Below are 13,919 nucleotides of genomic sequence, written 5' to 3' on the forward strand. Positions count from 1 at the left end.
GCCGCAGCCGCTGGCGGATCGCGCGGCTGCGCTGGCGGATCGCGCGCCGGGCCTGCCATCGGGCGGCCCGGCTGGCGCCGCTGCTGCGCACGCAGCCGAGGCCGGAAGGCCGGCTGCGGCGCAGGAGACGCTCAAGGGCGCGCTGCTGCAGCTCGCGGCCCGGGACGATGCGCCGCCAGCGCTACGCGAGGCGGCGCAGCAGCTATTGCAGCAGGTGACGGGTCAGCAGCTGCTGCTCTCGGCGGAGCGGGGCGGAGCGATGATGTCGCATCTGTCGATCTTCATCCCGCTCCACGCGCAGGACGGCAATCAGACGGCATCGGTCCATATCCAGACGCGCCGGGGACGCAAGGGCGAGATCGATGCGAGCAACTGCCGACTACTGTTTGACCTGCAGATGAAGCAGCTCGGAGATACGCTCGTCGATGTGCAGGTCGTCGACAAGATCGTCAGTCTGACGATCTGGAACGACCATCCGGCGATTGCTCGACTGCTCGAGACGTCTCGCGGCCAGCTCGCCGAAGCGATGACGCGCAGCGGCTACCAACTGCTTACGCTGCGCAGCACGCCGTTGCCGAGCGCCGAGGAACGGGAGGATGCGCAGGCCAAGAAGGGGGCGCTGGCGGGCAGCGCCCAGCTGCCGGATCGCGGCGGCTATGCCGCCAAGCCCTATCGGGGGGTGGACCTGCGCGCATGAGACAACCAAGGGACAGGGAGCAGGAGCCCAAGCAGGCTGTCGCGCTCAAGTACGACCCGGAGCATCAGGCGACGCCGGTGCTGATCGCCAAGGGGCGAGGACTGCTGGCCGACAAGATCGTCGCCAAAGCAAGCGAGCACGGCGTGCCGATTCAGGAGGATGCCTCGCTGGTGGAGGTGCTCTCGCAGCTGGATATCGACCAGGAGATCCCACCAGAGTTGTATACCCTCGTTGCCGAGGTGCTGAGCTTCATCTATCAATCGGATCAGAAGGCCGGGATGTGGGATGACTGAGCCGCCGCTTTCACGTGTTGCCATAGGCAAGCTGGGCGAGGGGGCGGCGCGCGATTACTTGGAAGCAATCGGCTGGCGCATCCGCGACGCGAACTGGCGATGCCGTTCGGGTGAGCTGGATATGGTCGCCGAGCTGCCGGAGGGTGAAGAGGCGCTCGTCTTTATCGAGGTTCGTACACGGCGGGAGGGCGGTCGCTTCGGCACAGCCGCCGAGTCTGTCGATTATCGCAAGCAGCTGAAGCTCCGTCGCATGGCTCAGATGTACATGTATAGCAAGCGGATGCAAGAGCGAAAGATCCGCTTTGATGTCATCACCGTCATGTTGGACAAGACGCACCAAGTGCAGGATATTCGTCACTACGAAGGCGCGTTTTAGGTGAAGGTCTACAGCACGAACAAGCCTCAGTCTCCCCACAATGTGGATCGAGACTGAGGCTTTGTCTGTTTCTCGACATACTCTTATACATAGATTTGCGATGCATAGTAAGTTGAGGTATAATCATTTTCATAGTCCAGGAACAAAGAAAGGAAGGGCAGCATGAAGATAAGCAAGGAGCTATTGAAGGGCAGCACCTCGATCCTGCTGTTGTCGCAGCTTGCGCGCGGCGATCTGTACGGCTACGAGCTGGTGAAGGAGATCGAGAAGCGATCGGAGGGTGTGTTTGCGCTGAAGGAGGGGACGCTCTATCCGCTGCTGCACGCGCTCGAGGCCGAGCAGTGGGTCGAATCGTACTGGTCCGAGCAGCAGGGACGCAAACGGAAGTATTACCGGATTACGGAGCGGGGACTTAAGGGACTGCAGGAGAAAAAACAGGAATGGCAAGCGTACAAAGTGGCTGTAGAACGGGTCGTCGGGGAGGGCTGGGCATGAAGCGATGGTGGAAGCGGATGACAGCGTCGCAAGCAGTAGTAGCGGAGTCTCGGTCAACGCATACCGTGTTGGATGGAGCAACGATTGGCTCACCGCCAGCTGCTGAGCAAGAGGCGCAAAGCCAGCCCGTCGCGGCATTTCTGCAGACGGTGTGCGAGCAGATCCGTACGAAGAAGGCGCATCGCAGCGTCCGTCGCGAGCTGGAGGGGCATATCGCCGATCTGGTGGAGGAGCTGATGGCAGAGGGCATGGAGCGACAAGAGGCCGAGCGAGTCGCCATTGCCCGGATGGGCGATGCGCGCGATATTGGACGGCAGCTCAATGAGGTACATAAGCCGGTCATCGAGTGGGGACTGATCGGTATCGTGGCTACAATGCTAGGTCTTGGTCTCTTCTATATGTACGTGGCTGAATTACAGTATTTTGTCAGTCAGTCGAATTTATTTGCAAAGCAAGCCGTATTTGCAGTCATTGGTCTTCTTATGGCAGCGATGATCTGGTGGGTGGATTATCGCAAGCTGCAAGCGCTGGGCGAGCCATGTTACGTTATTGCCATCGGCCTCTTGTTGTTACTACAATTCACTTCGCCGGTCAACGGATCAAAAGCCTACATGAATTTCTCTTTCATCTCCTTTAACGGCGCGCTGCTCTCCTTGTTCCTGCTCGTCATCTCGGCGGCAGCGATGGAGCCCGCTCGCGAGTGGACGCTCAGAACAGCGGCGATGCAACTGATCCTTCGATTAGGCGTGCCTTCCGTGTTGTTTATAATGACGAATACGAGGGCGTTGCTTGTTTTGTATGTGGCAGCTTTTTTTGTTCAGGTATGGTTCACCCGCAGATCAGCTCTTCAAGTGACCGCATTGATTACAAGCTCGGGCTTACTGGCATTGCCGGTCCTCTTCATGACGCATACGAGCGTTCACTTTTATTTGGAGCGGTTGACCGCATTCCTGAGACCTGACGATTTCGGGAATTATTTGCAGGTTAATTTTCAATCCGTCACAGAGCAAGCCGGTTGGCTTGGACATGGTCCCGTTGCTATGGAAAGGAGCCTCCCCCTCCTTGAAAGCGAAGGACTGTTTATGCTCATGATCCATACATACGGATGGCTGATGGGGATCGGGTTCGCCGCGCTGGTGTTAACCTTTATCGTCCGTGCTGCTATTATCGCCAGCAAGGTGCGCGATCCATTCGGCAAGCTGCTGATAGCAGGACTTGTCTCGACCATGGGTTTGCAGTTCGTATGGTCGATCCTGATGTCGCTTGGGTGGGCGCCATTCGCAGGTGTCTCGATGCCGCTGGTGAGCTACGGCGGAACCTCGCTGCTGCTACATATGCTGGCTATTGGTCTCATCCTCAGCGTAGCCAAGCAGCAGCGGACGTTATCCAGCGAACGTAGCCGCAGTCTGGTCGGCAAGCGGGTTTGACAAGTATCATAATTAGAAAGCAACACATTTGCTGGCTGTTCTTGGGCACGTTCGCTTCATTTGCAACGCCAGCTCCTTCGTTTTGATGTATGGAAAGAAAGGAAGAACAAGATGAAAATAAGCAAGGAGCTATTGAAAGGCAGCACCTCGATCCTGCTGTTGTCGCAGCTTGCGCGCGGCGATCTGTACGGCTACGAACTGGTGAAGGAGATCGAGAAGCGATCGGAGGGTGTGTTTGCGCTGAAGGAGGGGACGCTCTATCCGCTGCTGCACGCGCTCGAGGCCGAGCAGTGGGTCGAATCGTACTGGTCCGAGCAGCAGGGACGCAAACGGAAGTATTACCGGATTACGGAGCGGGGACTTAAGGGACTGCAGGAGAAAAAACAGGAATGGCAAGCGTACAAAGTGGCTGTAGAACGGGTCGTCGGGGAGGGCTGGGCATGAAGCGATGGTGGAAGCGGCCGGCAGCGAAAGCGTCAGAATCTCCTGCGTTGGCGTCCTTGATGCAGCAAACGGCGGAGGCGTCAGAGTCACGGATGACTGCAAACGCATCACAGACAGCTCCTGAGCAGGAGACGATGAGCCAGCCCATCACAGCATTTCTGCAGACGGTGTGCGAGCAGATCCGTACGAAGAAGGCGCACCGCAGCGTCCGCCGCGAGCTGGAGGGGCATATCGCCGATCTGGTGGAGGAGCTGATGGCCGAGGGCATGGAGCGACAAGAGGCTGAGCGAGTCGCCGTCGCCCGGATGGGCGATGCCCGCGATATTGGACGGCAGCTCAATGAGGTACATAAGCCGGTCATCGAGTGGGGACTGATCGGCATCGTTGCTACAATGCTGGGTCTTGGTTTGTTTTATATGTACGTTCTGGATCTCCGGATGGGCACGAGCTTTACTAACACGGATTTGTTTGCTGATCAAGTCCTGTTCGCCGTAATTGGCATTATTTTAGCTGGCGCAATTTGGCTTTACGACTATCGCAGCTTGGCTCGCAAATCCTGGCTACTCTATGCATTAGCTGTTGTACTTATGCTATACACGGCCTTTTTAGCCCCCGCAATGAATGGTTCGAGAGTGTTTATTGCTTTGCCGTTTGGGAGTATCCATGCGATGATGGCTGTGATGTTCCTTCTGATCGTCTCCAATGCCTCTGTGACGTCGGTTCGCGAGTGGACCTTCCAGAGAACAGGCGCAGAGTTATTGGCGAGGGTAGTCGTTCCAATTGTGTTTTTCGCTGCGACCAATGCTTTTGTGCTGCTTGCGCTCTATCTTAGCTCATCGTTAGTACAGCTGTGGATACTGAGGATCAGTTGGCAACAAAAGCTGGTAACTACTGCATCAGGCTTATCGGCTATGACGCTTCTGGCGCTTCTTAAACCTTATCATTTGGAACGCTTCCTCTCACAAATCTTCCCTTCGGCTGAGGGAGAGAATTTCGTTGTTTCATTGTTATCTGCACATATCAAAGAAGCAGGTTGGTTTGGTAACGGACCGGTGGCGCTTGACGAACGATTAGCAGGATTGCACAGCGAGGGTCTGTTTTCGGTAATGATTCATACGTACGGCTGGCTTATGGGAATCGGGTTTTCCGCGCTGGTGTTAACCTTTATCGTCCGTGCCGCTATTATCGGCAGCAAGGTGCGCGATCCATTCGGCAAGCTGCTGATCGCCGGTCTGGTCTCGATCATGGGTCTGCAGTTCGTCTGGTCAATCCTGATGTCGCTTGGGTGGGCGCCATTCGCAGGTGTCTCGATGCCGCTGGTGAGCTACGGCGGCAACTCGATGCTGCTGCATATGCTGGCTATTGGGCTCATCCTGAGCGTAGCCAAGCAGCAGCGAGTGTCATCCGGCGAACGTAGCAGCAGTCTGGTCGGCAAGCGGGCGTGATAAGCTAGCCTGTCCGTCCTTCTACGATTCTCTAAACGCTCGCCCTGTGGCGAGCGTTTAGAGATGGCGACGGATGGCTCGGCTATTGTTGCACGACTTACGGCATCTTCCACTCTGGAGCACCTTACGCCGCACTCCGCGGCGCTGCGCGTAGAGGTGCTTCTCAGGTCCTGCCGCGTCTGTACGCCTGTTGTCGTCTCACCTCAGCTCGCGTCGCAAGTCACGACACTATGCGTCCAAGCGCCTCTTGCGCCCTGTCGCCGCGCCCGCGCGCTAGTTCCCCTTCTCACCGCAGCTCGCGATCCAGGCAGCGGTACTGGATCGCCTCGGCGAGGTGCTCGGTGCGAATCGCCGAGGCGTCATCGAGATCGGCGATCGTGCGGGCGAGCTTGAGGACGCGGTCGTGCGAGCGCATGCTCAGGCCAAGCGCCTCATAAGCCTCGGCGAGCAGTGCTGTGGAGCCGCTATCCAGCGGGGCGGCCCGGTGCAGCGCCTCGCCCTCCAGCTCGCAGTTCCAGCTCACGCCCGTCATCTGCCGACGGGCGTGTTGGCGTTCGCGGGCGGCGAGCACACGCTCCTGCATCTGCGCCGAGCTCAGCCCCGGCTGGCTGGCCGTTGCGTCGGCTGGCCGGGGCACCTCGACCTGCAGATCGATGCGGTCTAGCAGCGGTCCGGAGATCTTGGCGCGATAGGAGGCGATCTTGAGCGGCGAGCAGACGCAGCGCTCGGGGTAGAGCGGATCGCCGTGATATCCGCAGTGGCAAGGATTCATCGAGGCCGCCAGCATCAGGTGCGAGGGGAAACGCACGACAGCGCGCGTCCGGGCGATCGTGACGCTGCGCTCCTCCAGCGGCTGGCGCAGCACCTCAAGGGCGTTGCGCGAGAACTCGGGCAGCTCATCGAGGAATAGCACGCCATGATGAGCCAGCGTCACCTCGCCGGGCTTGGGGATCGATCCTCCGCCGATGAGGCCGCCCGCCGAGATTGTGTGGTGTGGCGCGCGGAACGGTCGCTCCCGGACGAGCCCGGCTTGCGGCTGCTCGAGCTGTCCGGCGACGCTGCGTATCTTGGTCACCTCCAGCGCCTCCTGCTCCTCGAGCGGAGGCAGGATGCCCGGCAGCCGCCGCACCAGCATCGTCTTGCCGGTGCCTGGCGGGCCCAGCAGGAGGATGTTATGACGACCGGCTGCCGCCGTCATCAACGCTCGCTTGGCCTGGTGCTGGCCGAGCACCTCGTTATAATCGCCTGCCGCCCCTGCACCTGACTGAGCAGGGGCGGCAGGCGCGGCATCCTGGAGCGACGGCTCATATACCGGCAGCTCCTCCTCGGCCCCAGCGTGCAGCAGCTCGCTCAGGTGACTGACCGGATGCAGCGTCAGGCTGCTCAGGAGCGCTGCCTCTGCGGCATTGCCCGCAGGCAACAGCACCCGGCTCAGTCCCTGGCGTCGGGCCTCCTCGAGCATCGGCAGCACGCCGGGCACAGCCCGGATCTCCCCGCTCAAGGCGAGCTCGCCGAGGATCAGCAGCCGCTCGAAGCGCGCTCCCGCAAGCTGCGCGCTGGCTGCCAGGATGCCGATCGCGATCGCCAAATCATAGGCTGTTCCCATCTTGCGCAGATCGGCCGGGGCCAGATTGACTGTGATTCGCTCTAGCGGGAAGCGACAGCCGGCATTGCGGATCGCCGCCCGCACCCGCTCGATCGACTCGCGCACCGACGGGTCGGGCAAGCCGACGAGCGACACCTGCGGCAAGCCGCTCGCGATATCGACCTCTACCTCGATCAGCATTCCCTCGACGCCGAGCACGCTGGCGCTGCATAGCTTCATATACATAGACAAAGCACCCCCATCAGTATCGGATGAAGGTGCTTCCTTACGTTCCCATTTGTATGGCATTATCGTATCGCGCAATGCGTTATCTTGTCAACCGGGTATGCGGCTAGCGGTTTTAAGAGAGTATTTCGGGGGAGGTGGACAGTGTTGACCGGTCAACATCCTGCCTCTGCATTTACTCGTAGACGCGGAACAGCCCGTGCAGGAACCGATAGGTCGCCGGCGCCTTGACCGCGACATCCGCGCGGGTCTCGGGCGAGTAGAACATCATCGCCGACGCTTCGGCGAAATACTCCTCGGGATAACGCTCCTCGTAGCGCGTACCCGCAAACAACGACTGCGCTTCTTGCTCGAAGAGCAGTCGCCAGATGCGCGAGGCGGAGAGACGGCCCAGCACATGCGTATCGACCGCATGGAACGTCTCGTGCAGCTCAAGGTTGACGGAGCCGTGACCGCGCCCATGGTCGCTGTAGCCGATCCGCAGGATGACCAGCTTGCCGCCGATGCCGGGGATATCGTCCCATGTCAGACCGCTGTGCTCCCAGCCTCGCGGCGTCTGGCCGCGCAAGCCAAGCATCTCCGGCTCATCGGTCAGCCGTCCATTGATGAGGCGGATGCGGACATGCGCATCGATCAGTGCATCGAGCAATCCCTGCGGCAGCTCGAGGATCCGCGAGGCCATCCGCTCTGCCTCGGCCGCATCATAGGGTGCCAGCGGCGTCTCGAGCAGCTGCTGTCGGATCGCTGCATTCATGGCAGCGCTATTCGGCTCTCCGCTTGGGAGGTTGCCAGCGAGTAGCGAGGCGCTCGCTGGCAGCAGCGCCATCAGGAGGGCGATCAGCCGCAGCGCTGCGCCCGGGGACCATCTTTTCACGCTTCGTCTCACCTTACCCCGCACAGTATGAAATCCTCCCCAGTTTAAGGCGGTGACAGGAAGTGCACAATAGGTATAAAGGAGGAGAATATGAGCGTTGTCGACGTCATTTGCAACCGTTCTCTGAGAAAATGAATGCGATCTCAAAAAAAACTGACCAATCTTGTTGAAAACTAAGGAAAGCTCGGACGAAAAGTGATATGATAAATAAGGTTTGTGTACATATCAAGGATCCAGCTTCGGATAGGAGGATTTCGTGAATGAATATCCATGAGTATCAAGGCAAAGAAGTCCTGAAGCAATACGGTGTCGTGGTACCCGAGGGCAAAGTTGCCTTTACCGTCGATGAAGCGGTAGCTGCAGCAGAAGCTCTGGGAACGCCGGTTGTTGTGGTAAAGGCGCAAATTCATGCAGGCGGTCGCGGCAAAGCCGGCGGCGTCAAGGTGGCCAAAGGTCTGGATGAGGTACGCGCTTACGCAAGCGAAATTCTGGGCAAGGTGCTGGTCACGCATCAGACCGGACCTGAAGGCAAGGAAGTCAAGCGCTTGCTGATCGAGCAAGGCTGCGACATCAAAAAGGAATACTATGTCGGCGTCGTCGTCGATCGCGCCAGCGGCGCAGTCGTCATGATGGCTTCCGAGGAGGGCGGCACAGAGATCGAGGAGGTCGCTGAGCATTCGCCGGAGAAGATCTTCAAGGAGATCGTCGATCCAGCGGTTGGCCTGCAGCCTTACCAGGCGCGCAAGCTCGCCTATGCCATCAACATTCCTAACGAGCTTGTCAACAAAGCGGTCAAATTCATGATTGCGCTGTACACCGCATTCGTGGAAAAGGACTGCTCGATCGCCGAGATCAATCCGCTTGTCGTCACTGGCGACGGCGACGTGATCGCGCTCGACGCCAAGCTTAACTTTGACTCCAACGCGTTGTACCGTCACAAGGATATCGTGGCGCTGCGCGACCTCGACGAAGAGGACGAAAAAGAAATCGAAGCGTCCAAATTCGACCTCAGCTACATCGCGCTTGACGGCAACATCGGTTGTATGGTCAACGGCGCAGGTCTGGCGATGGCGACAATGGACATTATCAAATATTACGGCGGCGACCCGGCCAACTTCCTCGATGTAGGCGGCGGCGCGACGACAGAGAAAGTAACGGAAGCCTTCAAGATCATCCTCTCGGATGAAAAAGTGAAAGGCATCTTCGTCAATATTTTCGGCGGCATCATGCGCTGCGACGTCATCGCCAACGGCGTCGTCGAAGCGGCCAAGCAGATCGAGCTGGATCGTCCGCTCGTCGTACGTCTGGAAGGCACCAATGTAGAGCTCGGCAAAAAGATTCTGAATGAATCGGGACTCAATATCGTAGCGGCCGATTCGATGGCGGACGGCGCTCAGAAGATTGTAGCCCTCGTTAAATAAACCGCACGTCAACATACGAATTCATTTAGGGGATGTGAGCCTTCGATGAGTATTTTGGTAGATAAGAATACAAAAGTCATAACGCAAGGCATTACCGGAGCAACCGGCTTGTTCCATGCCAAAGGCGCGCTGGATTATGGCACGCAGATGGTCGGCGGCGTCACGCCGGGCAAAGGTGGCACCAAGGTTGAGATTACGCTGGAGAACGGCGAGGTCGTCTCGCTGCCGGTATTCAATACCGTCGCGGAAGCGAAAGCGGCAACCGGCGCAACGGCATCGGTCATCTACGTACCGCCTCCGTTCGCAGCTGACGCGATCATGGAAGCGGTGGACGCTGGCATGGAGCTGGCGATCTGCATCACGGAGGGCATCCCGGTGCTCGACATGGTGAAAGTGAAGCGCTATATGGAAGGCCGCGACACCATCCTGATCGGACCTAACTGTCCGGGCGTTATCACGCCGGATGAGTGCAAGATCGGCATTATGCCGGGCTACATCCATATGAAGGGCCATGTCGGCGTCGTCTCCCGCAGTGGTACGCTGACCTATGAAGCCGTCCACCAGCTCAGCACGCGTGGCATCGGTCAATCGTCGGCAGTCGGTATCGGCGGCGACCCGGTCAAGGGCTCCGAGTTTATCGACATCCTGAGCCGTTTCAACGACGACCCTGAGACGTACGCGGTCATCATGATCGGCGAGATCGGCGGCACAGCCGAGGAAGAAGCGGCCGAGTGGGTCAAAGCCAACATGACCAAGCCGGTCGTCGGCTTTATCGGTGGCGCGACGGCGCCTCCGGGCAAGCGGATGGGACATGCCGGTGCGATCATCTCCGGCGGCAAAGGCACCGCAGCCGAGAAGATCTCTACGCTGGAGGCATGCGGCATCAAAGTTGCTCCTACGCCGTCCGAGATGGGCTCGACGCTTGTGAGCGTCCTCGAGGAGCGCGGTCTGCTGGAGAAGTGCATTACCCGTCAAGGCTAATCGCATACTCATAATATACATGCGTGTGTGCTCGTTTGGCATCGCGCAGCAAAGGCAAGCAGCCTTTCAATTCCCTATATAGGGGCTTGAAAGGCTGTTTTTTTATCCTATAACTTAACAGGTCTCTTGCATTCTGCAACATTGTCAAGCAAAATAGGAAAAGGATGCAGGCTGACGGAGAGGAAAGTGTCCGAGATGAATGCTTCCATCTGGAATGAAAGACAAGTACTGTTTGCCATGCATGAGATGCAGGGCATAGGATGGCATACGATTAATAAGGCTGCGCAGCGCTCCCTCATGGCATGCGTTGCTTATGAAGCAGAAGACTGGGAGCGTCTGGATATCCGACCCGCGCAAGCGAGGGAGCTGGCCGCTCGCCTCCGACCGGGCTATGCGGCGGAGCGGGAGGCGCTGTATCGCAAGCTGGGCGTACAAATCATCACGCGTCTAGACCCGACGTACCCCGAGTGGCTGCGGGATATCCCACAGCCGCCGTGGGTGCTGTATGCGCTAGGGCGGACCGAGCTGCTGCAGGGACCGATGATGGCGGTCGTAGGGACGCGCGGACCGACAGCCTATGGCAAGCATATGGCCCGGGAGCTGTCGGGACAACTGGCAACACGCGGCATAACCGTCGTCAGCGGCCTGGCGCGCGGGATCGACCGTTGTGCGCACGAGGCTGCGCTGACGGAGCCTGGCGGCACGATCGCCGTGCTCGGTACGCCGATCGATACTGCCTACCCCAGGGAGCATACCGCGTTGCAGCGTCGGATCGGCGAAGAGGGACTCGTCCTCTCGGAGTATCCCATCGGCACGAAGTGCCATCCCGGCTTGTTTCCCATACGCAACCGGATTATCTCGGGCTTGTCGCTCGGCACGCTTGTGATCGAGGCTGCTGCCCGCAGCGGCTCGCTCATTACAGCCGATCAGGCGCTTGATATGAATCGCGAGGTGTTTGCCGTGCCCGGACCGGCCAACTCTCCCAAGAGCGCTGGCACCAATGCCTATATTCGCGATCTGAAGGCCAAGCTGACGCTCGGGGTGGATGATATTCTGTGCGAGCTTGAGGTGCCGCTGACAGCGTTCGGAGGGCTGCAGACGGCCTCTGAGGAGCCGGATGAAGAGGCGTCGTCTCTGACGGCCGAGGAGCGTCGAATCTACCGGTTGCTACAGGAGGAGCCGGCTTCGACGGACGCGTTGCATGCCAAGACGGGGATGCCGTTTGGACTTTTGCACGCAGTTCTGATAAATTTAACTATAAAACGTAAGATTGAGCAACATCCCGGTTCCATTTACTGTGCCTTGTAGAAGGCAACTAGGAGAGAGAGGAGGACGCTTGATGGCGGATTCACTAGTCATTGTCGAATCACCGGCAAAAGCAAAAACGATCGGTAAGTACCTCGGCAGCAAATATATCGTCAAAGCCTCTATGGGCCATATTCGAGATTTGCCGAAAAGCCAGATTGGCGTCGAGGTCGAAAATCAATTTCAACCCAAATATATAACCATTCGAGGAAAAGGAAGCATCCTCAAAGAGCTGAAGGATGCCAGCAAAAAGGTCAAGCGCGTCTATCTGGCGGCTGACCCGGATCGCGAAGGCGAAGCGATCGCTTGGCATCTGGCGCACTACCTGGAGCTCGACGAGACCGAGAGCTGTCGCGTCGTCTTCAACGAGATTACGAAGCAGGCGGTCAAGGACGCATTCAAAACGCCGCGCAAGATCAACATGGATCTGGTCAACGCGCAACAGGCGAGGCGTATCCTCGACCGACTCGTCGGCTACAAGATCAGCCCTTTATTATGGAAGAAAGTGAAGAAGGGGCTCTCTGCCGGTCGGGTCCAATCGGTATCGGTGAAGCTGATTATCGACCGGGAGAACGAGATCGATGCGTTCGTACCCGAGGAATATTGGTCGATCACAGCCAAGCTGAAGCACGGCAAAGCGGCTTTCGAGGCGAAGTACTATTCCATCGACGGCGAAAAGCGGGAGCTCGGCAGTGAAGCGGAGATGCAGCAAGTGCTTGAGGCGATGAAGGATGGCGCTTTTGAAGTGGCCGAGGTCAAGGAGAAGGAGCGCCTGCGCAACCCTGCGCCGCCGTTCATCACGAGCTCGCTGCAGCAGGAGGCTGCCCGCAAGCTCGGCTATCGGGCGGCCAAGACGATGTCCGTCGCCCAGCAGCTGTACGAGGGCGTCGATCTGGGCAAGGAAGGCACCGTCGGTCTGATCACCTATATGCGTACCGACTCCACGCGCCTCTCGCCGATCGCTCAGGAAGAGGCCAAAGTCTACATTACCGATAAGTATGGCGCCGACTATGTGCCAGAGCAGCCGCGCGTCTACACGAAGAAAAACGCCGGCGCTCAGGATGCGCATGAGGCGATCCGTCCGACGTCGCCGTTACGCGAGCCGGAGGAGATGAAGCCATTCCTCTCGAGAGATCAGTTTCGGCTCTACAAGCTGGTCTGGGAGCGGTTCCTGGCCAGCCAGATGTCTTCGGCCGTGCTGGACACGATGACCGTCGATCTGAACATCGGCTCCGTCGTCTTTCGGGCGACGGGCTCCAAGCTCAAGTTCCCCGGCTTCATGAAGGTGTACGTCGAGGGCAATGACGACGGCACGACCGAGGAAGACAAATTCCTGCCGCCGCTCGCCGTAGGCGATAAGGTGGAGCGGGAAGAGATCGAGCCGAAGCAGCACTTCACTCAGCCGCCGCCACGTTATACAGAAGCTCGGCTAGTACGCACGCTTGAGGAGCTGGGCATCGGACGCCCGAGTACGTACGCGCCGACCCTGGAGACGATCCAGAAGCGCGGCTACGTGGCGATCGAGGAGAAAAAATTCGTACCGACCGAGCTGGGCGACCTCGTCATCCAGTTGATGGAGGAGTTTTTCCCCGAGATCCTCGATGCGGAGTTCACCGCCCATATGGAGGACGACCTCGACCATGTCGAGGAAGGCAGCGAGGATTGGGTGAAGGTGCTGGCTTCGTTCTACTCGTCCTTCGAGAAGCGGCTGGAGGTCGCTGAGGAAGAGATGAAGGAGATCGAGATCCAGGATGAAGTGTCCGATGAGATCTGCGAGAAGTGCGGACGTCATCTCGTCTACAAGATGGGACGCTTCGGCAAGTTCCTCGCATGCTCCGGATTCCCGGAATGCCGCAATACGAAGCCGATCATCAAAGAGGTCGGCGTCGCTTGTCCGCAGTGCAAGGAAGGCAAGGTCATCGAGCGGCGCAGCAAGAAAGGTCGGATCTTCTACGGCTGCGATCGTTATCCCGAATGCGACTATGTGTCCTGGGACAAACCAGTCAGCAAGCCTTGTCCTTCCTGCGGCTCAGCGATGGTGGAGAAGCGCAACCGGAGCGGCGGAAAGCTCAAATGCACGTCGTGCGACCATACCGAGGAGCTGCCGGAAGAGCAGGAAGCGTGAGGCAATAGAAATCAAAAGCGTACTTTTTGAACCACCTCTCCATAAATTCAAGTTCAAAAAGTTCGGTTTTCAGCACCGAGAAGGTTGAAGGCAGGAGGAAATGAGGAGCGGAGCGTAGTGGCAGCTACGTGAGCACCTAAGCAGAGGCTTACGAAGCTAGTTTCCCTTGGAAACTCTCATCCGACTGCCTTCAAGATTCGATGCC

At 58.5% G+C, this 13,919-nt stretch carries 13 protein-coding genes; 11 read left to right on the forward strand and 2 right to left on the reverse strand.

Translation table 11 applies throughout. The annotated features are described in order from the left end of the window. The 7 genes from fliK to PA598K_RS01065 all read left to right on the forward strand — a co-directional run. A partial coding sequence (gene fliK / locus PA598K_RS01035; protein WP_148091911.1) for a flagellar hook-length control protein FliK occupies positions 1-697 on the forward strand: 697 nt, incomplete at its 5' end. Next, on the forward strand, positions 694-990 hold the full coding sequence (locus PA598K_RS01040; RefSeq protein ID WP_128655053.1) for an EscU/YscU/HrcU family type III secretion system export apparatus switch protein: 297 nt from the start codon (positions 694-696) through the stop codon (positions 988-990). The genes fliK and PA598K_RS01040, both read left to right, overlap by 4 nt. Beyond that, positions 983-1,366, forward strand: coding sequence for a YraN family protein (locus tag PA598K_RS01045; protein ID WP_128655054.1), 384 nt, complete (start codon positions 983-985; stop codon positions 1,364-1,366). Before PA598K_RS01040 ends, PA598K_RS01045 begins: the two co-directional genes overlap by 8 nt. A 162-nt stretch (positions 1,367-1,528) precedes the next feature. Continuing rightward, positions 1,529-1,861 (forward strand): PadR family transcriptional regulator, encoded by a 333-nt coding sequence (locus tag PA598K_RS01050; protein WP_128655055.1) that lies wholly within the window; start codon positions 1,529-1,531, stop codon positions 1,859-1,861. Next, on the forward strand, positions 1,858-3,288 hold the full coding sequence (locus PA598K_RS01055; RefSeq protein WP_185601404.1) for an FtsW/RodA/SpoVE family cell cycle protein: 1,431 nt from the start codon (positions 1,858-1,860) through the stop codon (positions 3,286-3,288). Before PA598K_RS01050 ends, PA598K_RS01055 begins: the two co-directional genes overlap by 4 nt. Before the next feature lie 111 nt (positions 3,289-3,399). Continuing rightward, the gene (locus PA598K_RS01060; protein ID WP_128655055.1) at positions 3,400-3,732 is read left to right on the forward strand and encodes a PadR family transcriptional regulator; all 333 of its coding nucleotides are present in this window, start codon (positions 3,400-3,402) and stop codon (positions 3,730-3,732) included. Continuing rightward, positions 3,729-5,177: an FtsW/RodA/SpoVE family cell cycle protein gene (locus PA598K_RS01065; protein ID WP_185601406.1), complete on the forward strand. Its 1,449-nt coding sequence runs from the start codon at positions 3,729-3,731 to the stop codon at positions 5,175-5,177. Before PA598K_RS01060 ends, PA598K_RS01065 begins: the two co-directional genes overlap by 4 nt. Before the next feature lie 286 nt (positions 5,178-5,463). On the opposite strand, the gene PA598K_RS01070 is transcribed toward PA598K_RS01065, so the two are convergent. Next, the gene (locus tag PA598K_RS01070; RefSeq protein ID WP_128655058.1) at positions 5,464-7,008 is read right to left on the reverse strand and encodes a YifB family Mg chelatase-like AAA ATPase; all 1,545 of its coding nucleotides are present in this window, start codon (positions 7,006-7,008) and stop codon (positions 5,464-5,466) included. Positions 7,009-7,183: 175 nt separating this feature from the next. Next, positions 7,184-7,882, reverse strand: a complete 699-nt coding sequence (locus PA598K_RS01075) for an anthrax toxin lethal factor-related metalloendopeptidase (RefSeq protein WP_128655059.1) — start codon at positions 7,880-7,882, stop codon at positions 7,184-7,186. Positions 7,883-8,142: 260 nt separating this feature from the next. Between PA598K_RS01075 and sucC the strand changes: the two genes are divergently transcribed. The 4 genes from sucC (at position 8,143) to topA (ending at position 13,714) form a co-directional block, all read left to right on the forward strand. Beyond that, positions 8,143-9,303, forward strand: coding sequence for an ADP-forming succinate--CoA ligase subunit beta (gene sucC / locus PA598K_RS01080; RefSeq protein WP_128655060.1), 1,161 nt, complete (start codon positions 8,143-8,145; stop codon positions 9,301-9,303). A gap of 45 nt (positions 9,304-9,348) precedes the next feature. Next, complete coding sequence (gene sucD / locus PA598K_RS01085) at positions 9,349-10,284, forward strand: succinate--CoA ligase subunit alpha (protein ID WP_128655061.1); 936 nt, start codon at positions 9,349-9,351, stop codon at positions 10,282-10,284. Between the two features lie 195 nt (positions 10,285-10,479). Continuing rightward, complete coding sequence (gene dprA, locus PA598K_RS01090) at positions 10,480-11,592, forward strand: DNA-processing protein DprA (RefSeq protein ID WP_128655062.1); 1,113 nt, start codon at positions 10,480-10,482, stop codon at positions 11,590-11,592. Positions 11,593-11,623: 31 nt separating this feature from the next. Then, the gene (gene topA / locus PA598K_RS01095) at positions 11,624-13,714 is read left to right on the forward strand and encodes a type I DNA topoisomerase (protein ID WP_128655063.1); all 2,091 of its coding nucleotides are present in this window, start codon (positions 11,624-11,626) and stop codon (positions 13,712-13,714) included. The last annotated feature ends 205 nt before the right edge of the window (positions 13,715-13,919 follow it).

The sequence above is a fragment of the Paenibacillus sp. 598K genome (assembly GCF_003851045.1).
Classification (GTDB): domain Bacteria; phylum Bacillota; class Bacilli; order Paenibacillales; family Paenibacillaceae; genus Paenibacillus_D.